This window comes from Microlunatus capsulatus (assembly GCF_017876495.1).
GTDB classification, from domain to species: Bacteria; Actinomycetota; Actinomycetes; order Propionibacteriales; family Propionibacteriaceae; genus Microlunatus; species Microlunatus capsulatus.
Genome location: NZ_JAGIOB010000001.1, coordinates 3,785,836 through 3,811,170, shown reverse-complemented (window position 1 = coordinate 3,811,170; position 25,335 = coordinate 3,785,836). Strand labels below are relative to the sequence as shown.

Here is a 25,335-nt window from a genome sequence, read left to right as displayed (position 1 = left end):
CCCCGTGTTCTGGGGGTTCACTCGGTGTGAGGGGAGCTCTTGGTGGTCCGCGGCCGATCGAACGGCAGCCCCCAACTTACCAGCGCGGCCCGAGGAGGACGAATCCCGCACGAGCGCGGCCGCCGCGCTGTCAGGGGCCTCCGCTACCGTCGGCCGGGTCAGGCCGGCGCCGGCCGGCACCGGAGGACGAAGGAGTTCGCCATGACCACCCTGTCACGTCGCCACCTGCTGGCCGGCGGCCTCGCCGCCACCGGGACGGCCGCCCTCGGCGGCGCCGTCGCCCCGCTCCCCTCCGCCGCCGCCCGAGCCCGGCACCGCAGCCCGCTGCGCCGCTGGGCCGGGGACACCTGGACCTCCCTGGTCGCGATGACCGACGAGACGACCGGGCTGACGGCCGACAACGTCGAGGGCCCGGTCACCGACCCCGTCCGCAGCGGCTACACCTCTCCGACCAACATCGGGGGCTACCTGTGGAGCACCGTCGTCGCCCGCGAGCTGGGCCTGATCGGGCGGCGGGAGAGCCGGCGGCGCCTGCGGCAGACGCTGGACAGCCTCGCCGGCCTGCGCCACCACCGGCCCAGCGGCATGTTCTACAACTGGTACGACGAGGCGACCGGGGAGGTGCTCACCCAGTGGCCGGGCAGCGGGGACCGGGTTGACCCGTTCCTGTCCAGCGTGGACAACGGCTGGCTGGCGGCCGGCCTGATGGTCGTCCGGTCGGCCGAGCCGGCCGTCGCCGACGAGGCCGCGCGGCTGCTCCGCCGGATGGACTTCGGCGCCTTCTACGACCCGGAGCCGGCCGACCACGGCGACCTGGGCGCCGGCCTGCTGCGCGGGGGGTTCTGGGACGCCGAGCCGCCGGGGGCCGCCGTGCCCGGCGTGGTCCCGGGCACCGACGACGCGGTCTGGTTCACCCCGAACTACTACGACACGACGGTCTCGGAGACCCGCATCGCCTCCTACATCGCCATCGCCCGGGGCCAGGTGCCGCCCGAGCACTACTACGCGACCTGGCGGGTGCTGCCGCTGGACCGCGACTGGCAGGAGCAGCAGCCCGTGGGTCGGACCCGCCGCTACGCCGGGATCGACGTCTTCGAGGGCGCCTACACCTACCGGGGGATGCGCGTCGTCCCCGGCTGGGGCGGTTCGATGTTCGAGGCGCTGATGCCCGACGTCTTCGTCCCGGAGGCGCGGTGGGCGCCCCGCTCCTGGGGGGTCAACCACCCGCTCACCGTGCGGGCGCACCGCGAGCACGGCCTCGAGGAGGCCGGCTACGGGTACTGGGGCTTCTCACCCGCCAGCGAGCCGGGCGGCGGGTACCGCGAGTACGGCGTCGACGCGATCGGGATGAACCCGGCGGGCTACTTCTCCGACGCCGAGCGGACCGACGTCGACCGCGGCTTCGGCACCGTGCGCCCGGGGACGAACCCGTCGCCGACGTTCGGCGACGGCGTGGTCACCCCGCACGCCTCGTTCCTGGCCCTGCAGCACGAGCCCCGGCAGGCGCTGGCGAACCTCAGGAAGATGGAGCGCGACCTGGGCGTCTACGGCGACGGCGGCTTCTACGACGCGGTCGCCGTCGGCTCGGGGACGGTGGCCCGGCGCTACCTGTCGCTGGACCAGGCGATGGTGATGGGCGCGATCGGCAACGTGGCCGGCCGCGACGTCGTCCGGCGGGCCTTCACCCGCGGCGCGGTGGAGCGCACCATCCGGCCGCTGATCGCCCCCGAGCGGTTCGGGGCCGGCCTGGTGCGCTGAGCCCGGTCAGCGCTCCAGCCAGGCCCGGACCTCGCGGCGCAGGAAGGCCAGGTCCTCGGGGTTGGTCCGCGGGTTGCCCGCCCGGTGGCCCCAGACGCTGGGGATCGGGTGCAGGACGCCGTCGCGCAGGTGCTCCAGCTCGGCCTCGTTGTCGGCGACCCGGAAGTAGAGGTCGGTCGCGCCGGGCAGCAGGAGCACCGAGGCCTGCAGGGAGGCCAGCGCCGCCGGCAGGTCGCCGCCGGCGACGCCGCGGCTGATGTCGGCCTCGGCCCAGGTGCGGGCCTGCGCGTAGAGGTTCCCCGCCCGGGAGGTGGCGAAGGACTCCTCCCAGTCGGTCCGCAGGAAGGTCTCCAGGTCCGGGGCGCCGAGGGCGGTCTCGTGCAGCCGCTCCCGGTAGAAGTCCTGGCTGAGGCCCCAGCCGGCGTAGACGTGGGCGAAGGCCTTGAGGGCGGCCACCGGCTGGGCCGAGAACCGTCCGCCGCCGAGGTGCTCGGGCGCGGCCTCCAGGACCCGCAGCAGGCCGGACAGGAACACCCGGTTGTGGACGGCGGTGCGCGCGCTGCCGCAGACCACCACGGCCCGCTGCACCAGCTCCGGGTAGAGGGCGGCCCAGTGGTAGGCCTGGCCCGCGCCCATGGAGAACCCGTAGGCGCACGCGACGCCGGTGACACCGAGGTGCTCGGTGAGCAGCCGGTGCTGGGCGCGGACGTTGTCGGCCATCGTCACGACGGCCGGGAAGTCCGGGTCGTCGGCGGCGGAGGAGGAGAGGCCGTTGGAGAACATGTCCGGCACCACGACGAACCAGCGCTCCGGGTCCAGGACGCCGTCGGGGCCGATCTGCCAGGCGAGGTCGTCGTGGTCGGCCCCGTAGCTGCAGGGGTGGACGACGACGTTGTCGCGGGCGGCGTTGAGCGTGCCGTGGGCCTGCCAGGCCAGCTCGGCACCCCGGATCGTCCCGCCCAGCTCGACGTCCAGGTCGCCGAGCGCGAAGCGGCCGCCGGTGACGGGCCAGCTCACCGCAGCGCGCCGCTCGGCAGCAGCGCGTGCACGCCCCACGTCTGGTTGGCGACCTGGGTGACCCGCAGGTCGACGACAGTGCTGGCCAGCGCGAGCGCCGTCGCCTTGTCGACGTCGTGCAGCCCCGCCATCCAGACCACCATCGCGTCGAGGGCGTCGCCGGTCGCGGCGTTGAGGTCGGCGTCGAAGCCGAACGTGACCAGCCCGGCGGGCGTCTCGGCGTGCACCCCGGCCAGCGGCCGGTCCGCCACGACGTCGACGGTCAGCTCGGTGGTCATCGGGCACTCGATCGCGGTCCCGCCCACCTCGCCGTCGCCCTGGGCGGCGTGCCCGTCGCCCAGGTAGAGCAGCGCGTCGTCGACCGCGACCGGCAGGTAGAGGGTCGACCCGGCGACGAGGTCCTTGCAGTCGATGTTGCCCCCGCTCGCGGCCCGCGGCGGGATGGTCGAGTGCTCACCGGGCTCGGCCGGGGCGACCCCCATCACGCCGAGGAAGGGCGCCAGGTCGCGGACGAGGCCCCGGGACTCCCGGCCGGTGCCGGCGTCGGCGTCGAGCTCCCACAGCAGCCAGGAGGGCGGGCCGTCCGCCAGCCCCAGCCGTCGGGTGACCGGGGTGTCCGCGGCCGCCGCGACCGTCCAGCCCCACGGGTCGGGGCGCAGCGCGTGCAGGCGGAGCGCCAGGTGCTGGCCGGGCCGGGCGCCGCGCACCGCGACCGGGCCGGTCAGGCAGTGCCCGCGGCCCTCCGGGTGCAGCGTCGGCTGCTGCTGGCCCGGGTGCTCCTGGGGGTGGAGGTAGCCCGAGGCGTCGAGGGAGCGGACGCCGAGCCGGGTGCCCGGGTCCACGGTCAGCACCGGGGCGTGACCGGCGGAGAAGACGTCGGCGGTGGTGCCGGGGGCCGGGTCGAGGCGCACGGGCCCGGCGTCGGCGGGGGTCGGCGCGGCCACGTCAGAGGACCCCGAGCAGGTGCCGGATGTCCTCGACGTCGTGGTGCATCTGCTCGATCAGCGGGTCCATGCCGGCGAAGCGGATCTGGCCGCGGACGCGGGCGTAGAAGTCGACGGCGATCTCGACCCCGTAGAGCTCGAGGTCGTCGCGGTCCAGCACGTAGGACTCGATCCGGCGCTGGACGCCGTCGAAGGTCGGGTTGGAGCCGACCGAGATCGCCGCCGGCCAGCGGTCCGCGCCCGGCTGGTCCAGCCGGGTGACCCAGCCCGCGTAGACGCCGTCGGCCGGCACGGCCATGCCGGGCGCGACCAGCAGGTTGGCGGTCGGGTAGCCCAGCAGCCGGCCCCGCTGGTCGCCCTGGACGACGACTCCGGTGAAGCGGAAGGGGTGGTCGCTGAGCTCGCGGACCCGGCCGAAGTCGCCCTCGGCGACGGCGTGCCGGACCAGCGTCGACGAGCTCGGCTGCGCACCGTCGGTGACCAGCCCGACCGGCTGGACCACGAAGTCGCCGGCGCCGAGCGCGGCGAGGGTCTCGACGGTCCCGGCGGCGCGGAAGCCGAAGCGGAAGTTCTCCCCCACCACCACGCGGCGGGGGTGCAGCGGGCGCAGCACCGTGTCGACGAACTGCTCGGGGCTCCAGCCGGCCACCTCGGGGGTGAAGTCGACGACCACGACGTCGTCGGCCCCGGCCTCGCGCAGCAGCTCGACGCGGTGCGGCAGGGTGCTGAGCAGCGGCGGGGTCTGGTCGGGCCGGACCACCGACATGGGGTGCGGCCAGAACGTGACGACGACGAGCGGGGCGTCGGGCTCGGCCGCACGGGCGGTGCGCAGCAGCGCGACGTGCCCGCGGTGGACGCCGTCGAAGTTGCCGATCACGACCACCGGGTCGCTGGTCATCCGCTCCGCCTCCCTGCACCGCCTCGAGCACGCGGTCGCGGCTCCGGCCGCCCAGTCAACCACGCTCCCCCGGGCGGTCCGGCCGCCCTCAGCCGCAGAACACGGCCTCGGCGACGGCGCCGTCCCCGCGGCGGCGGTAGAGGGCCAGGAACTCGTCGTCGGCGCCCAGCAGGGCGGCCTGCTCGGCGGGCAGCGCCAGCCCCGGCAGTGCCCGGCCGACGCGGACGGCGGCCTCCTGCTCGGCGTCCAGCACGACGGTGGCGAAGGTGCGCCGGACGACGTCGGCCATCCCCAGCACCGGCAGCGACGCGGTGGCGTCGGTCAGCGGCACCGCCTCGTCGAGGCCGAAGGGCCCGACGGCGGTGCGGCGCAGCGCCGTCAGGTGACCGGCGGAGCCGAGCGCGGCCCCGAGGTCGCGGGCCAGCGCGCGGACGTAGGTCCCCGAGCTGCACTCGACGACGACGTCGAGGTCGGCGCACGGCACGCCGTCGACGACGAGGTCGCGGCGGGCGAGCACCTCGAGCCGGTGCACGGTGACCGGCCGCGCGCTCAGCTGGACGTCCTCACCAGCCCGCACCTTGGCGTAGGAGCGGACGCCGTCGACCTTGATGGCCGACACCGCCGTCGGGACCTGGGCGATCGCCCCCCGCAGCGGCACCAGGGCCGCCTCCAGCGCGGCGTCGTCGACCGGGCCGAGGCCGGGGCGGGACGTCACCTCGCCCTCGGCGTCGTCGGTCACGGTGCCGACGCCGAGCCGCACCGTGGCCGCGTAGGCCTTCCGGGTCAGCATCAGGTGGCCCAGTAGCCGGGTCGCCCGGTTGACGCCGACCAGCAGCACGCCGGTCGCCATCGGGTCGAGGGTGCCGGCGTGCCCGACCTTGCGGGTGCCCAGCAGCCGCCGGCAGCGGGCCACCACCTGGTGGGAGGTGAGACCGGCCGGCTTGTCGACGACGACGAGGCCGGAGCCGGTCGTCGCGCCGGCCGCGCGGGTGGAGCCGCTCAGCGGTCCAGGTCCACGTCGTCGCTGTCGTCCTCGTCGGGGTGCTTGTAGGGGTCCTCGTCGCCGGCGTAGGTCTTGCCGTGCGCCGTCTGGGCGACCCGGGCGTCGACGTCGCGGGCCCGCTGCAGCAGGTCGTCGATCTGCCGGGCGTTCTCGGGGATCGCGTCGGCCACGAAGGTGACGGTCGGGGTGAACTTCATCCCGAGCTGCTTGCCGACCTGGGAGCGGATGAGCCCGGTGGCCGAGGTCAGGGCCGCGGCGGTGCCGGCGGAGTCCTCCGCGGACCCGAGCACGGTGTAGAAGACGGTCGCCTCGCGGCTGTCCCCCGTCAGCCGCACGTCGGTCACGGTGACGAAGCCCAGCCGGGGGTCCTTGATCTTGCGCTCGAGCATCTCGGCCACGATCACCTTGATCTGGTCGGCGAGCTTGAGCACCCGGGGCGATGCCATGGTTCCTCCTCTGACGGACAGCCTTCCATTGTGCCGCATCGCCCCGGACGTCAGGACCGCGTGCGGCGCCCGGCCGGGCCGCGAACGCGTCGAGCGCCCCGAGCACCTCGTCGGCCCGCCAGGCCCGCCCCCCGCCGGTGGAGCGGGAACGGCGTCAGCACCCCCGCCTCGCTCAGCCGCTCGAGGTGGCGGTGCACGTTGGTGACGCCGACCCCGGTGGGCAGCTGGCGGACCGGTCCGGTGTGGATCGGCCGTTCGGCCACCAGCCCCGTGGGCGCCGACCACATGGCGCCGCGGGCCGCCCTGGTCCCCGGGCTGTGGAGGACCTGATGGCCTGGGCTGCGCGCCCGGACCTCCCCGTGCTGGCCCAGGCGTCGCCGTCGGCCAGCAGGGCGCGGTGCAGGGCCAGCACCGTGCCCGCCGAGAGGTCCTGCGCCAGGTCGAGCGCCGAGCGCAGGGCGTGCACGTCGGCGACCACGAGGCCGGCGTTGGTCCGGCCGGGTCGCCGGGTCGGGGCGCCGGAGCCGCTGTCCCGGGTCAGCCGCTCCCAGCCGACCGCCGGCCAGCCCGCCGCACCCGACGCTGTCATCCGCCGATGATCATCACCTCGGAGGTGACGTGATGGTGGACGTCGCCTCCCGGGGAGACGCCGGAGGGCGGGGTCCGTGTGGACCCCGCCCTCCTGCGCACTGTGCTCCCTACCGGGTCAGCTGCGAGCCTTCTCGCGCATCTCGAAGGTCTCGATGACGTCGCCCACGCGGATGTCGGAGTAGTTCGCGAGCGTGAGACCGCACTCGAACCCTTCCCGCACCTCGGTGGCGTCGTCCTTCTCCCGCCGCAGCGAGGCGATCGTCGTCTCGTTGATGACGACGCCCTCCCGCAGCAGCCGGGCCTTCGAGTTCCGGCGCAGGGTGCCACCGGTGACCATGCAGCCCGCGATGATGCCGGCGCGGGAGCTGCGGAAGATCTCGCGGATCTCCGCCTGGCCCAGCGCGGCCTCCTCGTAGATCGGCTTGAGCAGGCCCTTGAGCGCGGCCTCGATCTCGTCGATCGCGGAGTAGATCACCGAGTAGTACCGGATGTCGACGCCCTCGCGGTCCGCCATCTCCGTCGCCTTGCCCTGCGGGCGGACGTTGAAGCCGACGATGACCGCGTTCGACGCCGCCGCCAGGCTGACGTTGGTCTCGGTGATCGCACCGACACCGCGGTCGATGACCCGCAGGCTGACCTCGTCGCCGACGTCGATCTTCGCCAGCGCGTCCTCCAGGGCCTCGACCGAACCAGCGCCGTCGCCCTTGAGGATGAGGCGGAGCTCGGAGTCCTCGCCCTTCTCGAGCTGGTCGAACAGCTGGTCGAGCGTCTTGCGCCGGGTGCCGGCCGCCTGGGCCGCCATCCGGAGCCGGGACGCCCGGCGCTCGGCGATCTGCCGGGCCATCCGGTCGTCGTCGACGACGATGAAGCTGTCGCCGGCGCCGGGGACGGCGGTCAGGCCGAGCACCTGGACCGGGAACGACGGCGGGGCCTCGTCCACGTTCTGGCCGTGGTCGTCGAGCAGGGCGCGGACACGTCCGTACCCGGTGCCGGCCACGATCGAGTCGCCGACGTGCAGCGTCCCGCGCTGGACCAGGACGGTGGCGACCGGGCCGCGGCCCTTGTCGAGGTGGGCCTCGATGGCCACACCCTGGCCGTCCATGTCCGGGTTCGCCCGCAGGTCGAGCGCCGCGTCGGCGGTCAGGATGACCGCCTCGAGCAGCGCGTCGAGGCCGACGCCGGTGATCGCGGAGACGTCGACGAACATCGTGTCGCCGCCGTACTCCTCGGGCACCAGGCCGTACTCGGTCAGCTGGCCGCGGACCTTGGTCGGGTCGGCGCCCTCGCGGTCGATCTTGTTGACCGCCACGACGATCGGCACCTCCGCCGCCAGCGCGTGGTTCAGGGCCTCGATGGTCTGGGGCATCACGCCGTCGTCGGCCGCGACCACCAGGACCGCGATGTCGGTCGACTTCGCACCACGGGCACGCATGGCGGTGAACGCCTCGTGGCCCGGGGTGTCGATGAAGGTGATCTTGCGCTCCTCGCCGTCCACCTCCGTGGCCACCTGGTAGGCGCCGATCGCCTGGGTGATGCCACCGGCCTCGCCGGCGACCACGTTGGTCTTGCGGATCGCGTCGAGCAGCTTGGTCTTTCCGTGGTCGACGTGACCCATGACGGTGACGACCGGCGGGCGCGCGGCCAGCTCGTCCTCGCCGCCCTCGTTCTCGCCGAACTCGATGTCGAAGCTCTCCAGCAGCTCGCGGTCCTCGTCCTCGGGGGAGACGACCTCGATCTTGTAGTTGAGCTCGGTCGCCAGCACCTGGAGCGTGTCCTCGGACACGGTCTGGGTGGCGGTGACCATCTCGCCCAGGTTGAACAGCACCTGGACGAGGTTCGACACGTCGACGTTGATCTTCTCCGACAGGTCGGTCAGCGACGCGCCACGGGCCAGGCGGACGGTCGACCCGTCGCCCTGGCGGACACGCACGCCACCGATCTCCGGCGCCTGCATCTGGTCGAACTCTTGCCGACGCTGACGCTTCGACTTGCGACCACGACGGACGGGCCCACCGGCGCGCCCGAAGGCACCCTGGGTGCCGCCGCGACCGCCACGGCCACCGCGACCCGCGGGCGGCGGACCGCCACCGGGACCACCGGTACGACCAGGAGGACCACCGCCACCGGGACGGCCACGACCACCCGCGGGTGCGCCGCGGCCACGGGGGCCGGCCGCACCGGGAGCGCTCAGCTGGCCGGAGCTCTGCCGGGGCATCATCGCCGGGTTGGGCCGGGGCATGCCCGGCACACCGGGACGCGCGCCCGGGGTGGGGGCGCCACGGCCGGCCGGGGGCCGGGGACCACCCGGACGAGCGGCCTCAGGAGCACCGGGAGCACCCGGGGCCTGACGCGGCGGACGGGCCTGCCCCATGCCCTGGGAGGGCGAGAAGGGGTTGTTGCCCGGACGGGGGGCACCACCGGGACGCCGGGCGCCGGGAGCGCCCGCACCGGGGAGGCCACCCGTGGAACCCGGGCGGGGACGGGGGCCGGGGGTGCCGGCCTGGCCGTCGGTGCGCGGGGCGGAGGGCTGACCGGTGCGCGGGGCACCGGGCTGGCCGGTGCTCGTGCCACCGGTCTGACCCGCGCCGGGTGCGCCGGACTGCGGGCGGGCCGGCGGCTGGCCGGGTGCCCGCGGCGTGCTCGGACGCGGACCCGGGGCCGGGGTGCGGCTGGCCGGACCGGGGGCGGGCGTGCCGGTGCCCGGACGGGGCGTCGTGCGCGGCGCCTCGGTCGGGGCCGGGGTGGAGGCGGTCGGCGCCGGGGTCGCGGGAGCCGCCGGAGCGGGGGTCGACGCGGTCGGGGCGGCCGGGGCCGGGGTGCTCGGCCGGGCCTGGGCAGCAGGTGCTGTCGAGGCCGGGTTCGGCCGGACGGGGCCCGGGCTGGGCACCGGCGGACGCCGGGTGCCGGCCGGGGCCGGGTTGCGGGTGGCGGCGGGGGCCTGACGGGCAGGCTCCTTGCCGGCGGAGGAGCCGTTGCTCAGCTTCTCCTTGAGCCGCCGCTCCACGGGGGGTTCCACCGTGGAGCTGGCGGAGCGGACGAACTCGCCCATGTCCTTCAACATCGTGAGGACGGTCTTGCTCTCGACTCCGAGCTCTTTCGCGAGCTCATAGACGCGGACCTTGGCCACTGCTCTCCTTGTTGGCGGTCCGGGTCTTGTGTGCGCCGGACCAGTTAGTTGTCTTGCATGCTCATTGAGGGGTTCTCATCGAGTGGTCATGAGCGTGAGCCCACTTTCTGGTTCGGCGCCCCTGGTCGGAGGCGCTTGACTGCGGACCCCACGGAGCGGGCGCGCGGACGCACCCCGACCGTGAAGTCAATGAAGAACTCTATCCTCGTCCGGCCCGATCGCCTAAGCGAGTTGTCCCGCTCCGGCCTCGTCCCAGCGGCGCGCGAGCACCTCGGGGTCGACACCGGTGACCCGCAGGGCGCGGCCCAGGGCCCGTCGCTTGACGGCCAGGGCCACGCAGTCGGGTCCGGGGTGCAGGTAGGCGCCGCGACCGTGCTCCCGCTGGGCGGGGTCGACCACGACGGACTGCTGCCAGACCAGCCGGACGAGCTCGGACTTCCCCGCCTTGCGGCGGCAGCCGACGCACGTGCGCACCGGCTGACTCACGGAGCCAGCCTACCCGCTCGCCGCGGCGGGCCCGACGGCGCCGGCCCCGTCCTCCCGCTCAGGCCTCGACGGGCGCGGCCTCGGTGTCGGAGCGGATGTCGATCCGCCAGCCGGTGAGCCGGGCGGCGAGCCGGGCGTTCTGGCCCTCCCGGCCGATGGCCAGCGAGAGCTGGTAGTCCGGGACGACCACGCGGGCGGCACGGGCGGCGAGGTCCACCACGGTGACCGAGCTGACCTTGGCCGGCGACAGCGCCTGCGCGACGAACCGCGCGGGGTCGGCGTACCAGTCGATGATGTCGATCTTCTCCTCGTTCAGCTCGTGCATCACCGCCCGGACGCGCTGGCCCATCGGGCCGATGCAGGCCCCCTTCGCGCTGACGTCGCCGTTGTGGCTGACGACCGCGATCTTGCTGCGGTGGCCGGCCTCGCGGGCGGTCGCCTTGATCTCGACGGTGCCGTCGGCGATCTCGGGCACCTCGAGCTTGAAGAGCTTCTCGACCAGGCCGGGGTGGGTGCGGGAGACGACGACCTGGGGCCCGCGCAGCTCCTTGCGGACGGCGACGACGTAGACCCGGATCCTCTTCCCGTGCGGGTAGCTCTCCCCCGGCACCTGCTCGGCCAGCGGCATGATCGCCTCGATCTTGCCGAGGTCGACGAGCACGGTGCGGGTGTCCCGGCCCTGCTGGACGACGCCGGAGACGATGTCGCCCTCGACGCCCGCGAAGTGGCCGTACTTCTGCTCGTCCTCGGCGTCGCGCAGCCGCTGCAGGACGACCGAGCGGGCGGTCGAGGCGGCGACCCGGCCGAAGCCCTCGGGGGTCGCGTCGTACTCCCCGATCCGCTGGCCCTCCTCGTCGCGCTCGGGCACCATCACCGCGACGTGCCCGCTCTTGCGGTTGAGCTCCACGCGGGCGCCGGGGACGGCGCCGTCGGTGCGGTCGTAGGCGGCGAGCAGGGCCTCCTCGATGGCGGCGGCGAGCACCTCGAAGGGCAGCTCCTTCTCGCGCTCCAGCAGGCGCAGCACCGAGATGTCGATGTCCATCAGTTCTCGTCCTCGGTCTCGTCGTCGTTCTCGTCGTCTTCGGTGTCGTCGTCGGCGGGGTCCTCGTCGAGGTCCTCGTCCGCAGCGATGGTGCGGGGGCGGTTGAGCTCGACCTGGACGAGGGCCTTGGCCACCTCGGCCAGCGCCAGCTCGCGCGCGCTGCCCTCGACGTCCAGGGTCACGGCCTCCTCGCCGGCGGCGCTGACGCGCCCGGTGAAGGTCTCCCCCGTCGTGGTCGTCACCGCAACCAGCCGGCCGACGTTGCGCCGCCAGTGCCGCGGGAGCTCCAGCGGACGGCTCACGCCCCGGGAGCTGACCTCGAGGGTGTACGGGGCGCTGCCGACGGCCGGCGACTCGTCCAGGGCGACGGAGATCGCCCGGGTCGCCTCGGCGATGTCGTCCAGCAGGGGGCCCTTGCCCTCGGGCCCGTCCCCGTCGACGACGACGCGGAGCAGCCGGCGCTTGCCCGCGGGCAGCACCTCCACGGCGTCGAGGTCCAGCCCGTGCTGGGCCAGGACGGGGCCCAGCAGGCCGACGATCTGGCTCTCTCTCATGGCAGGTCCCTCGATCCGGTTGTGGTGGAGCAGTTGTCGGTGGTGCGGCGCGGCACGGAGGTCGACGACCCCCGGCGCGCACCGTGATCATACCGGCGGCTGGGATACCGTCGGTCCGTGCCCGACCCGACCACCGCCCCCGCGGCGGGGCCGTGGCGCTGGTCGCGCCGGGCCGTCCTGCTGGCCGGTCTGGCCCTCGGCGGGGCGGGCTGCAGCCTCAGCGACCCGGCCGTCCGCGGCCCGGTGCCCGCCGCCGGCGGGTCCCCGCGGCCCACGCCGACCCCGACGCCGCTGCCCCCCGGGCTGGTCCGCGACGTGGCCGCCGAGACCGCGCTGGTGGCCGGCGCCCGCGCCCAGCGCCGTCGCACGGCCGCCGACGACGACCGGCGCCGCGACCTGCTGGAGCTGCTGGAGCGGACCCACGCCGAGCGGGCGACGGCGCTGGCCGCCCCCGACCCGGCGCGGCGGCCGACCACCGGACCCACGACCGGCCCGAGCCCCAGCCCGAGCCCCAGCCCCTCCTCTGGCGCGGCACCCGGCACCGCCCGGCTGGTGGCACAGGAGCGGGCCCTGGCCACGCGCTACCGGACGGCGGCGCTGGCCGCGAGCGGGCCCGAGGCGCTGCTCTGGGGCTCGATGGCGGTCGCCAGCGGCGCGTTCGCGCGGGGGCTGGGCGCCGATCAGCCGCCGCGCACGGCCGCCGTGGCCGCCCACCGCCCGCTCACCGTCGTCAGCGACACCGCGGCCGTCTCTGCGCTGGTCGCGGCGCTGCACGCCGCCGTCTGGGGCTACCAGCTGGCGCTGGGCAAGCTGCCCGCCGACGGCGAGGCCCACGACCGCGCCCTCGCGGGGCTGCGGACCCGGCGCGCGCTGCAGGACCGGCTGGTCGACCGGCTCCGCCGCGCGGGGGCCGACGTCCCCGCCGCCGCCCCGGCCTACGACCCGGACGGCGAGGTGCGCGACGCCGACGACGCCCGGCTGCTGCTGCGCGGGGTGGAGACCCGGCTGCTGCCCTTCGCCGGCCTCTGGCTGGCCGCGGCGGCCCGTCCGGCGGACCGGGCGGCCGCCCTCGACACCCTGGCGGCGACCGCGTCGACCGCGACGGCCTGGGGCGCCCCGCTGCGGGCCTGGCCCGGCTGGCCGGACTGAGCCCGGCCAGCCGTCAGGTGAGCTGGCGCACGGTGTCGTAGGCGAGCTTCACGACGAGCGCGGCGATGACGACGAGGAAGACCTTGCGGACGAAGCCGTTGCCCTGCTCGATCGCGGTGCGGGCGCCGATGAAGCCGCCGACGAGGTTGGCCGCCCCCATGGACAGGCCCAGTGCCCAGAGCACCGAGCCGTGCGCGGCGAAGACCGCCAGCGCGGACAGGTTGGTGACCAGGTTGGCGATCTTGGCCTTGGCGCTGGCTTCGAGGAAGCCGTAGCCCAGCACGCCGACCAGCAGGATGACGAAGAAGGAGCCCGTGCCCGGGCCGAGGAAGCCGTCGTAGGCGCCGACGGCCAGGCCGATCAGCGCGGTGCGGCCGTAGTGCGCCCCGCCCTCGTGCTTGCGCTCGGACACCATCCCCAGCTGGGGCCGGCGCCAGGTGTAGAGCCCGACGACCACCAGGGCCACCAGCACGATCGGGGTGAAGTACTCCTTGGGCAGGAACTTCGCCAGCTGCGCGCCGCCCACCGAGCCGGCGCCGGACGCGACGACCAGGGGCAGCAGCGTCCGCCAGTCGGGCCGGATCCGGCGGGCGTAGGTGACCGAGCTGGTCGCCGTGCCGAAGATCGAGGAGACCTTGTTGGTGCCCAGCACCGCGGCCGGCTCGGCGGTGCTGGGCAAGCCGATCAGGAGAGCGGGCAGCTGCACGAGCCCGCCCCCGCCGACGACGGCGTCCACCCAGCCGGCGGCGAAGGCGGCGAGGACCAGCAGGGCGAGGGTCAGGACCGGCAGGTCCAGGCCGTCCACCGGCTCAGCCGGCCGCGCGCGTCAGAGCTGGTCCGCGCGGTCGAACTCGGGCCGGCCGCGGACGGCGGTGACGACCTCGCCCAGCGCGTCGGCGACGGGCACGTCGGTGCGCACCCCGGTGCGCCGGTCACGGACCTCGACGACGCCGTCGGCCAGGCCGCGGCCGACGACGACGATCGTCGGCATGCCCATGATCTCGGCGTCGGCGAACTTCACCCCGGGGCTGGCCTTGCGGTCGTCGAGCAGGACGGCGACGCCGGCCTCGTCGAGCTGGCGGGCCAGGTCGGTGGCGAACTCGAGCACCTCGGTGCCCTTGCCGGTGGCCAGCACCTGGACGTCGAACGGCGCGAGCTCGCGCGGCCAGACCAGGCCGCGCTCGTCGCAGGTGTTCTCGGCCACGGCGGCGACGGCGCGGGAGACCCCGATGCCGTAAGACCCCATGGTGACGGTGACGAGCTTGCCGTTCTCGTCGAGCACCTTGAGCCCCAGCGCCTCGGCGTACTTGCGGCCCAGCTGGAAGATGTGGCCCATCTCGATGCCCCGGGCGAGCTGCAGCGGACCGCTGCCGTCCGGGGCCGGGTCGCCTGCGCGCACCTCGGCGGCCTCGACCGTGCCGTCGGGGGTGAAGTCGCGGCCGGCGACCAGGTCGAAGACGTGCCGGCCCGGCTCGTTCGCGCCGGTCACCCAGGCGGTGCCGGTGCTGACGCGGGGGTCGACCAGGTAGCGGATGCCGGTGGCGGACTCGGTCCCGAGGGCTGCGGTGGCCTGCTCGCCAGGGCCGCCGCCCAGGAGGGAGGGCCCGATGTAGCCCTTGACCAGCCCCGGGTGGTCGGCGAAGTCCTCCTCGGTGAACGGCTCCACCTCGGCCGGCTCCACCTGGGCGCCCAGCCGCTTGAGGTCGACCTCGCGGTCGCCGGGCAGGCCGATGACCAGCGGCTCCCGGGTGCCGTCGGGCTGGCGCAGCACGACGACGACGTTCTTGAGGGTGTCCGCCGCGGTCCAGGGCCGGTCGGCGCGCGGGACGCGCTCGTTCGCCACGGCGACGAGGGTCTCGATGGTCGGGGTGCCCGGGGTGTCCTCGACGTGCGCGGCCGGCAGGTCGTCGAAGGGGACCGGGTCGGGGGCCGGCGTGCGGACTGCCTCGACGTTGGCCGCGTAGCCGCCCGGGGAGCGGACGAACGTGTCCTCGCCGGTGTCGGAGATCGCGAGGAACTCCTCGCTGCGCGAGCCGCCCATCGCGCCCGACATCGCCGAGACGATGACGTAGGAGAAGCCGAGCCGGTCGAAGACCTTGACGTAGGCGTCGCGGTGCAGGTCGTAGGACTTCTGCAGGCCGGCGTCGCTGACGTCGAAGGAGTAGGAGTCCTTCATGACGAACTCGCGGCCGCGCAGGATGCCGGCGCGCGGACGCGCCTCGTCTCGGTACTTGGTCTGGATCTGGTAGAGCGAGAGCGGCAGGTCCTTGTACGAGCTGTACAGGTCCTTGACCAGCAGCGCGAAGATCTCCTCGTGCGTCGGCCCCAGCAGGTAGTCCCCGCCCCGGCGGTCCTGCAGGCGGAAGAGGTTGGGCCCGTACTCGGTCCAGCGGCCGGTCGCCTCGTAGGGCTCCCGCGGCAGCAGCGCCGGCAGGTGCACCTCCTGCGCGCCGATGGCCTCCATCTCCTCGCGGATGACCCGCTCCACGTTGCGGAGCACCTTGTAGCCCAGCGGCAGCCAGCTGTAGATGCCGGGGGCCACGCGGCGGATGTAGCCCGCCCGGACGAGCCAGCGGTGGCTGGGGACCTCGGCGTCGGCCGGGTCCTCGCGCAGGGTGCGGACGAACAGCTCCGACATACGGGTGATCACTGAGCAGGCCTCTTCCGACGACGACGGCGCCCGCGACGGGCGGGAGCCGCCGCTCACCCTACCGACGCGGGGCCGGTCCCCACGACCCGGAATCGGGCGCGGACCCGGACCGCGGGGGCGGCCGGGTGCTCAGTAGTGGATGGTCGCGAACTCCCCGACCTGGGCGAAGCCGACGCGGGCGTAGGTCGCCCGCGCGGGCCGGTTGTAGTCGTTCACGTAGAGCGAGACCGTGGGCACCACGGACCGCGCCATCTGCACGACCGCCGCCATCGCCGGCGCGGCCAGCCCCTGCCCGCGGAGCTCGGGGTCGAGCCAGACGCCCTGCACCTGGGAGACCGTGCCCGAGACCGAGCCGAGGTCGGCCTTGAACACCGCCCGGCCGCCCTCGAAGATGCCGAAGGCCCGGCCGGAGGTGATGAGCTGGCGGACGTAGAAGCGGTAGCCGGCCGGGTTGCCCTGGACCGGGGAGACGCCGATCTCCTCGGTGTACATCTTCACGGCGGCGTCGGTGTAGGCGTCCCACTGGTCGAGGGTCACCCGGCGGACGCGCGGGTCCGGCGCGACGGCCGGCTCCTGGTCGATGGCCATCACGGGCTGGTGCGGGCGGACGTCGCGGGCCTGGCTCCAGGCCGGCCCCCACCGCTCCCCCAGCCGCTGCCACAGCGACATGGCCACGTCGGACGGGCCGATGATCGACGCGCACATCCGCTGCGGACCGGCGAACTCGGTCCAGGCGGCCAGAGCCTCGGGCCCCGCCCCGACGGGGACGAGGTTCGAGCCGGCGTGGCACAGCGCCCGCAGCACGCCGTCGCGCTCGTAGCCCCAGACGGGGCAGCCGAGGCTGGCCGGGTCGAGACCGGCCGCGCGCACCCGGGAGGCGACGAAGACGTTCTCCACCGGCCGGGCGGACAGCACCCGGATGGCCGCCGGCAGGTCGGCCCGGCCGAGGACGCGGACCGCGCCGTCGTCCCGCAGCCCCGTCCCGGTCCTGCCCGCGGCCTCGGTCACCGTCGGCCCGTTCAGACCCGGGCCGGCACGGGACCGCCGGCCACCGAGACCTCGGGCCCGCCCTCGCCGGCAGGCATGGACTCGGCGAGCCGCAGGGCCTCCTCGATGAGGGTCTCGACGATGTCGGCCTCGCGGACGGTCTTGACGACCTCGCCGCGGACGAAGATCTGGCCCTTGCCGTTGCCGGAGGCGACGCCGAGGTCGGCCTCGCGGGCCTCCCCGGGGCCGTTGACGACGCACCCCATGACGGCGACGCGGAGCGGCACGGTCAGGCCCTCGAGCCCGGCCGTGACCTCCTCGGCCAGCTTGTAGACGTCGACCTGGGCGCGGCCGCAGGAGGGGCAGGAGACGATCTCGAGCTTGCGGGGGCGCAGGTTCAGCGACTGCAGGATCTGGATGCCCACCTTGACCTCTTCGACCGGCGGGGCCGAGAGGGAGACGCGGATCGTGTCGCCGATCCCCTTGGACAGCAGGGCGCCGAAGGCGACGGCGGACTTGATCGTCCCCTGGAACGCCGGGCCCGCCTCGGTGACACCGAGGTGCAGCGGGTAGTCGCAGGCCTCGCTCAGCAGCTCGTAGGCGCGGACCATGATCACCGGGTCGTTGTGCTTGACGCTGATCTTGAAGTCGCGGAAGCCGTGCTCCTCGAACAGGCTGGCCTCCCACAGCGCCGACTCCGCCAGCGCCTCGGGCGTCGCCTTGCCGTACTTGGCCAGCAGCCGCTTGTCGAGGGAGCCGGCGTTGACGCCGATCCGGATCGAGGTGCCGTGGTCGGCCGCCGCGCGGGCGATCTCCTTGACCTGGTCGTCGAACGCGCGGATGTTGCCCGGGTTGACCCGGACGGCCGCGCAGCCCGCCTCGATGGCGGCGAAGACGTACTTGGGCTGGAAGTGGATGTCGGCGATCACCGGGATCTGCGACTTGGCGGCGATGGCCGGGAGCGCGTCGGCGTCGTCCTGGCTGGGGACCGCGACGCGGACGATGTCGCAGCCGGTGGCGGTGAGCTCGGCGATCTGCTGCAGCGTCGCGTTGATGTCGGAGGTCAGCGTGGTGGTCATGGACTGCACGCTGACGGGGGCGTCGCCGCCGACGTCGACCTTGCCGACCTTGATCTTGCGCGTCTTGCGGCGCGGGGCGAGGACGGGCGGGGGCAGGGCGGGCAGGCCCAGGTCGATGCTCATGCGTTCTTCCGGGTTGGGGTGGCGTGCGGGCGTACGGCGGTCAGAAGAGGCGGATCGGGTCGATGATGTCAGCCAGGATCAGCACGACGCCGGAGACCGCGATGACGCTCCCTACAAGATAGGCGACGGGCAACATCTTGGCCGTGTCCACGTGCCCGGGGTCGGGCCGGCGGAACAGCCGGGCGAGGCCGCGGCGCAGCCCCTCGTAGAGCGCGCCGACGATGTGGCCGCCGTCCAGGGGCAGCAGCGGGACGAAGTTGAACAGGGCCACGAACAGGTTGACCGAGCCCAGCACCGTGAACAGGCTGGCCACCTTCGCCGACGCCCCGATCTGGTCGGTGCTGGCGATCTCGCCGGCCGCCCGGCTGGCGCCGAGGATGCTCATCGGCCCGTAGACGTCGCGCGGCTTGCCGGTCACCAGGTTGTAGGCGGTGAAGTAGACCTTGGCCGGGAAGGCGACGAGCGCGACCGCGGTCTGCTTCGTCATCCCCCACATGTCCTGCACGACGGCGACGGGGCCGCCGCGCTGGCGCTCGACCACCGGCTGCACGCCGAAGAACCCGGCGGCGACCCGCTTGCTCGGGTCGTAGCGGTCCGGCACCCCGGTGATGACGGTGGGGACGGGCGTCAGGTCCACCCGCTGGCCGTCGCGCAGCACGGTGATGGCGGCGGTGCGGTCGAGGTTCGCGCGGATGGCGGTGGAGACGTCGTCCCAGCTGCTCACGACGCGGCCGTTGAAGGCGACGATGGTGTCCCCGGGCCGGATGCCCGAGCGGGCCGCCGGGCTGGCCGGCTGGCCGGTGCAGCTGCGGTCGGTGGCGTCGGCGGCCACGATGCACTCCGGCACGCCGGCGACGGTCAGCGTCGAGCGGTTGACGCCGTAGGTGGCGGTGACGCCCAGCAGGATGAGGAAGGCCAGCAGGACGTTCATCAGCGGGCCGCCGGCCATGATCACCAGCTTCTTCCACCACGCCTTCTGGTAGAACAGCCGGCCCTCGTCCTCGGGCAGGATGTCGACGTACTCGGCGGCGCGGGCGTTGTCGGCCATGCTCTGGAAGAGCCCGGTGCGACCGGCCCGGACCTGGCCAGGCCGCTCCTTCGAGGGCGGGAACATGCCGACGAAGCGGACGTAGCCGCCGAGCGGGATGGCCTTGACCCCGTACTCGGTCTCCCCGCGCCGGCGCGACCACAGCGTCCTGCCGAAGCCGACGAAGTACTGGGTGGTCTTGACGCCGAAGAGCTTGCCCGGCACTAGGTGGCCGATCTCGTGCAGGCCGATCGAGGCCATCACCAGGGCGAAGAAGAGGACGGCGCCGCCGAGGTAGATGACCAGGTCCATCGGGGAGCCTCTTACTCGTCGGGGTGCTGCGCGGTCAGGGCCCGGGCGCGGCCGCGCGCCCAGCGGTCCGCGGCCAGCACCAGCTCGAGGCTGAGGTCGGACGACGGGACCAGCGACGAGCCTACGTCGGCGGTGGGAGCAGCGCCGGGCCGTGACCCGGGCGCCGGGGCGACGTGCTCCTCGAGGACGGCCTCGACGATCTCGAGGATGCGCAGGAAGCCGATCCGCCCGTCGTGGAAGGCGTCGACGCACTCCTCGTTGGCGGCGTTGAACACCGCCGGCGCAGTGCCCGCGAGCCGACCGGCCCGCCGCGCGAGCTCGACCGCGGGGAAGGCCTCGTCGTCCAGGGGCTCGAAGGTCCAGTTGGCCGCCTGGGTCCAGTCGCAGGAGGCGGCCGCCCCCGGCGTCCGGTCGGGCCAGCTGAGGCCCAGGGCGATGGGCAGCCGCATGTCGGGCGGGGACACCTGGGCCAGCGTCGAGCCGTCGACGAACTGCACCATCGAGTGCACCACTGACTGCGGGTGCACGACGACGTCGATCCGGTCGAGGTCGACGCCGTAGAGCAGGTGCGCCTCCAGCAGCTCGAGGCCCTTGTTGACCAGGGTCGCGGAGTTGGTGGTGATGACCCGGCCCATGTCCCAGGTGGGGTGGGCGAGCGCCTCCGCCGGGGTGACGTCGGCCATCTGGGCCCGGGTGCGGCCGCGGAAGGGCCCGCCGCTGGCGGTGAGCACCAGCCGGTCGACCTCGGCGGCGGTGCCGCCGCGCAGGCACTGGGCGATGGCGGAGTGCTCGGAGTCGACGGCGACGACCTGGCCGGGCGCGGCGGCACCGGTGACCAGGGCGCCGCCGATGACGAGGGACTCCTTGTTGGCCAGGGCGAGGGTCCGGCCGGTGGCCAGGGTGGCGAGCGTCGGGGCCAGGCCGGCGGAGCCGGTGATGCCGTTGAGGACGACGTCGCAGGGGTGCGCGGCCAGCAGGGTGGCGGCGTCGGGGCCGGCGAGGATCTTGGGCAGCCGGGTGTCGCCGGTGGCCCAGCCGCGGCGGCTGGCCTCGGCGTAGAACGCGAGCTGCAGGTCCTGGACGGCCGTCGCCTGGTGGACGGCGACGACGTCGGCGCCGGTCTCCAGCGCCTGCCGGGCCAGCAGCTGCACCTGGCTCCCGCCCGCGGCGAGCCCCACGACGCGGAACTCCTCCGGCCGGGCGGCGATGACCTCCAGCGCCTGCGTGCCGATGCTGCCGGTACTGCCCAGGATGACCACGTCGCGCACGGGGTCAGTGTGCCCTACCGGGGCCGGCCCGCCCGGTGCCCGCGGCGCCGCACCCGGGCCCCGGCGCTGTCAGCGGCCGCGGCTAGGGTCGCGCCATGCCCGTCGACGACGCCCCGGCCCTCCCCCGCAGCACCCCGAGCGCGCAGGGGGTGTCCAGCGCCGGCATCGGCGCCCTGCTCGACGCCGTCGAGGCTGCGCCCGACCTCGAGCTGCACAGCCTCATGGTGCTGCGGCACGGGCACGTCGTGGCCGAGGGCTGGTGGGCGCCCTACGGCCCCGACGAGGCGCACCTGCTCTACTCGTTGAGCAAGAGCTTCACCGCCACCGCCGCCGGCCTCGCCGCGGCCGAGGGCCTGCTGTCCTTCGACGAGCCGGTCGTGTCCTACTTCCCCGAGCTGGCCGACGCCGCCGTCGACGAGCGGAGCCGCGCGATGCTGGTCCGGCACGTCGCCGCGATGGCCTCGGGCCACGTCGAGGACACCCTGGACCGGGTCGTCACCCTCGACCCGGAGGAGCCGGTCCGCGCGTTCCTCGGGCTCGCGCCGGAGCAGGACCCGGGGTCGGTGTTCTGCTACAACAACGGCGCCACCTACGTGCTGGGCGCGATCGTGCAGCGGGTCACCGGGCAGACGCTGCTCGGCTACCTGCGGCCGCGGCTGCTCGACCCGCTGGGCATCGGCCCCGGCTACTGGCACCAGCGCCCCCAGGGCCGCGAGCTGGGGTTCAGCGGGCTCCACCTGCGGACCGAGGACCTCGCCCGCTTCGGCCAGCTGTACCTCGACGACGGCGTCTGGCGGGGCGAGCGGCTGCTGCCGGAAGGCTGGGTCGCCGACGCCAGCGCCGTGCACACCCCCAACCCGGCCGAGCCGAACCCGGACTGGCAGCAGGGCTACGGCTACCAGCTGTGGCGCTCCCGGCACGGGTACCGGGGCGACGGCGCCTACGGCCAGTTCTGCCTGGTGCTGCCGGAGCAGGACCTCGTCGTCGTCACCACCGCGCAGACCGAGAACATGCAGGGCCTCATCGACACCGTCTGGGACCACCTGCTGCCCGGCGTCGACGCCCCCACCCCCGACGAGGACGCTGCCCTCGCCGACCGCCTCGCCGGGCTGGCCCTGCCGGCCGACGGGGGCGGTCTGCTGGGCACGGCCGCACCCGAGGCGGCGGCCGAGGTGGAGGTCGCCGCGGTCGAGGACGAAGCCGACGGCGGCTGGACGCTGACGCTGGTGGAGGACGGCGCCCGGCTGCCCGTGCGCTGCGGCGACGGCCGGTGGGTCCGGTCCGAGGTCGCCCTGGGCGAGCGCCGGCTGGTCGTGGCCGCCAGCGGATCGCTCGCCGGCGACCGGCTGGTGGTGCAGCTGGTCCTCCTGCAGACCCCGCACCGGCTCGTGGTCGAGGTCGACCGGGCGAGCCTGCGCGCGGAGGGCCGCTGGCTCACGGTGCCCCTGCACCGGCCGGGCTTCGCCGGGCTGTCCACGGGCACCTGGGCCTGACCGCGGAGCGGGAGTCGCGCGCGGATCAGCCCTGCGCGCCCCCGCGGAGCACTACGGTGGGTGGCCGACCGGGCGGCAGGCGCCCGGGCCGACGACGAGGGACAGGACGACGGACGTGAGCCACCCAGGGCACGAGACGCACGACGGTTCGACGGGCGACGGGTCGCCGCAGCCGCAGCAGCCCCAGCAGCCGGGCGACCAGCAGCCGCACGGGGCGTACGACCAGGGCGGGTACGGGGCGCCGGGCGCCGGCCAGGGTGGGTACGCGCAGCCGTCGTCGGGCGCGACCCCCTACGGGCAGCCGGGCTCGGCGTCGTCGGCGTCCGACCCGCAGGCCTGGGGCCAGTCCCCGCAGGGCTACGGGCAGCAGCCGTACCCGGCGCAGGGCGAGCAGGGCGGCTACCCGCAGCAGGGCTACGAGCAGCAGGCCTCCGGTCAGCAGGGGTACGGCCAGCAGGGGTACGGGCAGCAGGCGTACGGGCAGCCGCAGGGCCACGGGCAGGACCCCTACGGCCAGAACCCCTACCAGCAGAACGCCTACGGCCAGCCCGACTACGGCTCCGCCTGGCCCGCGCAGCAGGGCGGCACGCCCACCCTCGACCAGCCCTGGTACGGCATCGGACCGGTTGACGCGGTCAAGCGGGCCTTCCAGAAGTACGCGCGCTTCGACGGCCGCGCCAGCCGCAGCGAGTACTGGTGGTTCACCCTGGCGTACACCATCGTGGGGCTCCTGCTCTACGTGCCGTTCCTGGTGTCGGTCGGCGTGGCCAGCGAGAACGGGAGCTCCGACTTCCCGGCCGGGGCGGCCGTCATCCTGGTGATCGGGATCCTGGTGTTCCTGGCGACGATCGTCCCCAGCATCGCGGTGGCCGTGCGCCGGCTGCACGACGGCGGCTTCAGCGGCTGGCTCTACCTGCTGAGCCTCGTCCCCTCCGTTGGCGGCATCGTGGTCCTCGTGCTCATGGTCCTGCCGTCGAAGCCCGAGGGCGCCCGCTACGACCGGCAGCCGGTCGGCGGGGGCTACTACCAGGGCTGAGGACGCGCGCCGGCTCATGGCCGGCGCACAGGCGACGCCCATCCCTCTCACCGGCGCCCGCGGTTGGCTCGAGACCTCGAGCCGATCAGCGGGAGGAACACCATGGGGCGCAGGTACGGATGGGTACGACGGGTGGCGGCGGCGACCGCCCTGACGGCGACCGTGGGGCTGGGAGGCCTCCCGGTCGCCGCGTCGGCGTCGGGGGCCGCCGCCGCTGCCGTGGTGGCGCCGGCCGGTGTCGTCGTCCCGGTGGCGTGGGGCCGCGGACCGGGCGGCGGCGGCAGCTGGACCGGCCCCGGCTCCGCGGACGGCTCCGGGACGGCTGCGGGGACCACCAGCACCGCGGTCGACTCCGACCCGGCGACCGACGCCGAGTCCACCGGGGTCGTGCTGGTCGACACCGAGCTCGGCGACGAGGGCGCGGCCGGGGCGGGCACGGGCATCGTGCTGACCGCCGACGGCGAGGTCCTCACGAACTACCACGTGGTCGAGGGCGCGACCGCCATCCGGGTCACCGTCGCCAGCACCGGCCGCAGCTATCCCGCCGAGGTGGTGGGCCACAGCGCCGTGGCTGACGTCGCCCTGCTCCGGCTGGACCGCGCCAGCGGCCTGACGACCGCCGCGTTGGACGACGACGCGCTCGCGGTCGGCGACGCCGTCACCGCCGTGGGCAACGCCGGCGGCACCGGCACCCTGACCGCCGCCGACGGCACGGTCACCGCCCTCGACGCCTCGATCACCACCGCCGCCGAGGGCTCCGTGGCCTCGGAGGAGCTCACCGGCCTCGTCGAGACCGACGCCGACGTCGTGCCCGGGGACTCGGGCGGCCCCCTGCTCGACGCCGAGGGCGAGGTCGTCGGCCTCGACACGGCCGCCTCCAGCGGCGGCGAGATCGACGGCTACGCGGTGCCCGTCGAGGACGCGCTGGCCGTCGTCGAGCAGATCACCAGCGGCCGCGCGAGCGCGACCGTGCAGGTCGGGGCCTCGCCCTTCCTCGGCGTCCAGGTCACCGACACCGCGACCGGCTACCCGGGCGCGGCCTGGGGCTGGGGCCGGGGCACCCTGGCCGCGACCGCCGGCGGGGCGTCCGTCGTGGGCGTGGTCGCGGGCTCCCCCGCCGAGGCTGCCGGGCTTGCGGCCGGGGACACCATCACCGCTGTCGACGGCGACGCCGTCGCCTCGGCCGCGGACCTGAGCAGCGCACTCGAGGGCCGCGCCGTCGGTGACCGGGTCGCGGTGACCTGGACCGGGGCCGACGGCACCACCCGCACCGCGGAGGTCACACTGGCGGCGAGCCCGACCGCCTGAGGCGGCCGGGTCCGCCGGAGCTCACCAGCGGGCGTGCACCTGGGCGCGGATCCGCCGGTCGTACAGGTCGGCGACCGCGCCCAGGAACTCCTCGGGCAGCTTCGCGAACGAGCCCGCGGCCGCGTTGCCGCGGGCCTGCTCGACGGTGCGGGCACCGGGGATGACGGTGCTGACGCCCGGCTGCTGGGCCACCCAGGCCAGCGCGGCCTGCGCCGGGGAGACCTCGAACGGCAGCGCCGCGACGAGCTCGGAGAACTCGACGGCGGCGGCCACCCCGGTCTCGTAGTCGACGCCGGAGAAGGTCTCGCCGATGTCGAAGGCCGAGCCGTCGCGGTTGTAGCTGCGGTGGTCGCTCGCGTCGAACTGCGTGTCCGCCGTGTACTTCCCGCTGAGCAGGCCGCTGGCCAGCGGCACCCGGGCGATGATCCCGACGCCGGCCTCCTGCGCCGCGGGCAGCACGTACTCCAGCGGCTTGAGCCGGAAGGCGTTGAGGATGATCTGGACGGTCGCGGTGCCCCGGCGCGAGATCGCGGTGAGCGCCTCGTCGCAGGTCTCGACGCTGACGCCGTAGTGCGCGATGGCGCCGTCGGCGACCAGGGTGTCGAGCGCGTCGTAGACGGCGTCGTGGGAGTAGACCGAGGTGGGCGGGCAGTGCAGCTGGACGAGGTCCAGCTGGTCGACCCCGAGGTTGCGCCGCGAGCGGTCGGTCCAGGCCCGGAAGTTCTCCAGGGTGTAGTTCTCTGGCACCTGGTCGACGCGGCGGCCCATCTTCGTCATCACGGTGAGGTCGAGGTCGGCGTGGTCGCCCAGGAACCGCCCGATCAGCTGCTCGCTGCGCCCGTCGCCGTAGACGTCGGCGGTGTCGAGCACGGTGACGCCCGCCTCCACCGACGCCTCCAGCAGAGCGAGGGCGTCGGACTCGCTCACCTCGCCCCAGTCCCCGCCCAGCTGCCAGGTGCCGAGGCCGATGACCGAGACCGGCCGTTCCGTCTTGCCCAAGATGTTCGTCTCCACCCGGTGAGCGTAGGTCCCGCGCG

General features: G+C 74.8%; 22 protein-coding genes. 6 read left to right on the top strand and 16 right to left on the bottom strand.

The genetic code is table 11. The annotated features are described in order from the left end of the window. Window positions 1-201: 201 nt before the first annotated feature. Window positions 202-1,758, top strand: a complete 1,557-nt coding sequence (locus tag JOF54_RS17700; protein ID WP_210058209.1) for a glucoamylase family protein — start codon at window positions 202-204, stop codon at window positions 1,756-1,758. Between the two features lie 6 nt (window positions 1,759-1,764). Here the strand turns inward: JOF54_RS17700 and JOF54_RS17695 are convergent, their stop codons facing one another. The 5 genes from JOF54_RS17695 to rbfA all read right to left on the bottom strand — a co-directional run bounded on the left by JOF54_RS17695 (window position 1,765) and on the right by rbfA (window position 6,066). Continuing rightward, window positions 1,765-2,775, bottom strand: coding sequence for an alpha/beta fold hydrolase (locus JOF54_RS17695; protein WP_210058207.1), 1,011 nt, complete (start codon window positions 2,773-2,775; stop codon window positions 1,765-1,767). Continuing rightward, complete coding sequence (locus tag JOF54_RS22045; protein ID WP_210058205.1) at window positions 2,772-3,719, bottom strand: acetamidase/formamidase family protein; 948 nt, start codon at window positions 3,717-3,719, stop codon at window positions 2,772-2,774. Before JOF54_RS22045 ends, JOF54_RS17695 begins: the two co-directional genes overlap by 4 nt. A 1-nt stretch (window position 3,720) precedes the next feature. Next, window positions 3,721-4,617, bottom strand: coding sequence for a bifunctional riboflavin kinase/FAD synthetase (locus JOF54_RS17685; RefSeq protein ID WP_210058203.1), 897 nt, complete (start codon window positions 4,615-4,617; stop codon window positions 3,721-3,723). An 88-nt stretch (window positions 4,618-4,705) separates the two neighbouring features. Continuing rightward, entirely contained in the window at window positions 4,706-5,620 is a 915-nt protein-coding gene (gene truB / locus JOF54_RS17680) for a tRNA pseudouridine(55) synthase TruB (protein ID WP_210059682.1), read from the bottom strand. Next, window positions 5,617-6,066 carry a 30S ribosome-binding factor RbfA gene (gene rbfA, locus JOF54_RS17675; protein WP_210058200.1) on the bottom strand — a complete coding sequence of 150 codons (450 nt, stop codon included), beginning with the start codon at window positions 6,064-6,066 and terminating at the stop codon, window positions 5,617-5,619. Before rbfA ends, truB begins: the two co-directional genes overlap by 4 nt. A gap of 201 nt (window positions 6,067-6,267) precedes the next feature. On the opposite strand from rbfA, the gene JOF54_RS21625 reads away from it, so the two are divergent. Beyond that, a complete protein-coding gene (locus JOF54_RS21625) occupies window positions 6,268-6,396 on the top strand; it encodes a hypothetical protein (RefSeq protein ID WP_281073429.1) in 129 nt (42 codons plus the stop codon). Between the two features lie 376 nt (window positions 6,397-6,772). On the opposite strand, the gene infB is transcribed toward JOF54_RS21625, so the two are convergent. From infB to rimP, 4 genes are all read right to left on the bottom strand, one after another. Further along, window positions 6,773-9,784 (bottom strand): translation initiation factor IF-2, encoded by a 3,012-nt coding sequence (gene infB, locus JOF54_RS17670; RefSeq protein WP_210058198.1) that lies wholly within the window; start codon window positions 9,782-9,784, stop codon window positions 6,773-6,775. A 222-nt stretch (window positions 9,785-10,006) separates the two neighbouring features. Next, window positions 10,007-10,270 (bottom strand): YlxR family protein, encoded by a 264-nt coding sequence (locus JOF54_RS17665; protein WP_307804329.1) that lies wholly within the window; start codon window positions 10,268-10,270, stop codon window positions 10,007-10,009. A gap of 58 nt (window positions 10,271-10,328) precedes the next feature. Next, window positions 10,329-11,312 carry a transcription termination factor NusA gene (nusA, locus tag JOF54_RS17660; RefSeq protein WP_210058196.1) on the bottom strand — a complete coding sequence of 328 codons (984 nt, stop codon included), beginning with the start codon at window positions 11,310-11,312 and terminating at the stop codon, window positions 10,329-10,331. Further along, window positions 11,312-11,866: a ribosome maturation factor RimP gene (rimP, locus tag JOF54_RS17655; RefSeq protein WP_210058194.1), complete on the bottom strand. Its 555-nt coding sequence runs from the start codon at window positions 11,864-11,866 to the stop codon at window positions 11,312-11,314. Before rimP ends, nusA begins: the two co-directional genes overlap by 1 nt. A 117-nt stretch (window positions 11,867-11,983) precedes the next feature. Here rimP and JOF54_RS22040 point away from each other — a divergent pair, with 117 nt between their 5' ends. Continuing rightward, on the top strand, window positions 11,984-13,015 hold the full coding sequence (locus JOF54_RS22040) for a DUF4439 domain-containing protein (protein WP_210058192.1): 1,032 nt from the start codon (window positions 11,984-11,986) through the stop codon (window positions 13,013-13,015). 13 nt (window positions 13,016-13,028) lie between these two features. On the opposite strand, the gene JOF54_RS17645 is transcribed toward JOF54_RS22040, so the two are convergent. From JOF54_RS17645 to dxr, 6 genes are all read right to left on the bottom strand, one after another. Next, window positions 13,029-13,811, bottom strand: a complete 783-nt coding sequence (locus JOF54_RS17645; RefSeq protein WP_245360588.1) for a sulfite exporter TauE/SafE family protein — start codon at window positions 13,809-13,811, stop codon at window positions 13,029-13,031. Window positions 13,812-13,841: 30 nt separating this feature from the next. Then, entirely contained in the window at window positions 13,842-15,653 is a 1,812-nt protein-coding gene (locus JOF54_RS17640; protein ID WP_210059680.1) for a proline--tRNA ligase, read from the bottom strand. A 141-nt stretch (window positions 15,654-15,794) separates the two neighbouring features. After that, window positions 15,795-16,673 (bottom strand): GNAT family N-acetyltransferase, encoded by an 879-nt coding sequence (locus JOF54_RS17635; protein ID WP_210058188.1) that lies wholly within the window; start codon window positions 16,671-16,673, stop codon window positions 15,795-15,797. Window positions 16,674-16,684: 11 nt separating this feature from the next. After that, window positions 16,685-17,854, bottom strand: a complete 1,170-nt coding sequence (ispG, locus tag JOF54_RS17630; RefSeq protein WP_210058186.1) for a flavodoxin-dependent (E)-4-hydroxy-3-methylbut-2-enyl-diphosphate synthase — start codon at window positions 17,852-17,854, stop codon at window positions 16,685-16,687. A 40-nt stretch (window positions 17,855-17,894) separates the two neighbouring features. Then, window positions 17,895-19,193, bottom strand: a complete 1,299-nt coding sequence (locus tag JOF54_RS17625; protein ID WP_210058184.1) for a M50 family metallopeptidase — start codon at window positions 19,191-19,193, stop codon at window positions 17,895-17,897. An 11-nt stretch (window positions 19,194-19,204) separates the two neighbouring features. Then, window positions 19,205-20,461, bottom strand: coding sequence for a 1-deoxy-D-xylulose-5-phosphate reductoisomerase (gene dxr, locus JOF54_RS17620; protein ID WP_210058182.1), 1,257 nt, complete (start codon window positions 20,459-20,461; stop codon window positions 19,205-19,207). A 95-nt stretch (window positions 20,462-20,556) separates the two neighbouring features. Between dxr and JOF54_RS17615 the strand changes: the two genes are divergently transcribed. From JOF54_RS17615 to JOF54_RS17605, 3 genes are all read left to right on the top strand, one after another. Continuing rightward, window positions 20,557-21,954 carry a serine hydrolase domain-containing protein gene (locus JOF54_RS17615; protein ID WP_210058180.1) on the top strand — a complete coding sequence of 466 codons (1,398 nt, stop codon included), beginning with the start codon at window positions 20,557-20,559 and terminating at the stop codon, window positions 21,952-21,954. A 115-nt stretch (window positions 21,955-22,069) separates the two neighbouring features. Then, the gene (locus JOF54_RS21620) at window positions 22,070-22,990 is read left to right on the top strand and encodes a DUF805 domain-containing protein (RefSeq protein WP_210058178.1); all 921 of its coding nucleotides are present in this window, start codon (window positions 22,070-22,072) and stop codon (window positions 22,988-22,990) included. 102 nt (window positions 22,991-23,092) lie between these two features. Next, window positions 23,093-24,298, top strand: coding sequence for a S1C family serine protease (locus tag JOF54_RS17605; RefSeq protein WP_210058176.1), 1,206 nt, complete (start codon window positions 23,093-23,095; stop codon window positions 24,296-24,298). A 21-nt stretch (window positions 24,299-24,319) separates the two neighbouring features. Here JOF54_RS17605 and JOF54_RS17600 read toward each other — a convergent pair whose 3' ends face one another. Next, the gene (locus JOF54_RS17600) at window positions 24,320-25,312 is read right to left on the bottom strand and encodes an aldo/keto reductase (RefSeq protein WP_210058173.1); all 993 of its coding nucleotides are present in this window, start codon (window positions 25,310-25,312) and stop codon (window positions 24,320-24,322) included. Window positions 25,313-25,335 lie beyond the last annotated feature (23 nt).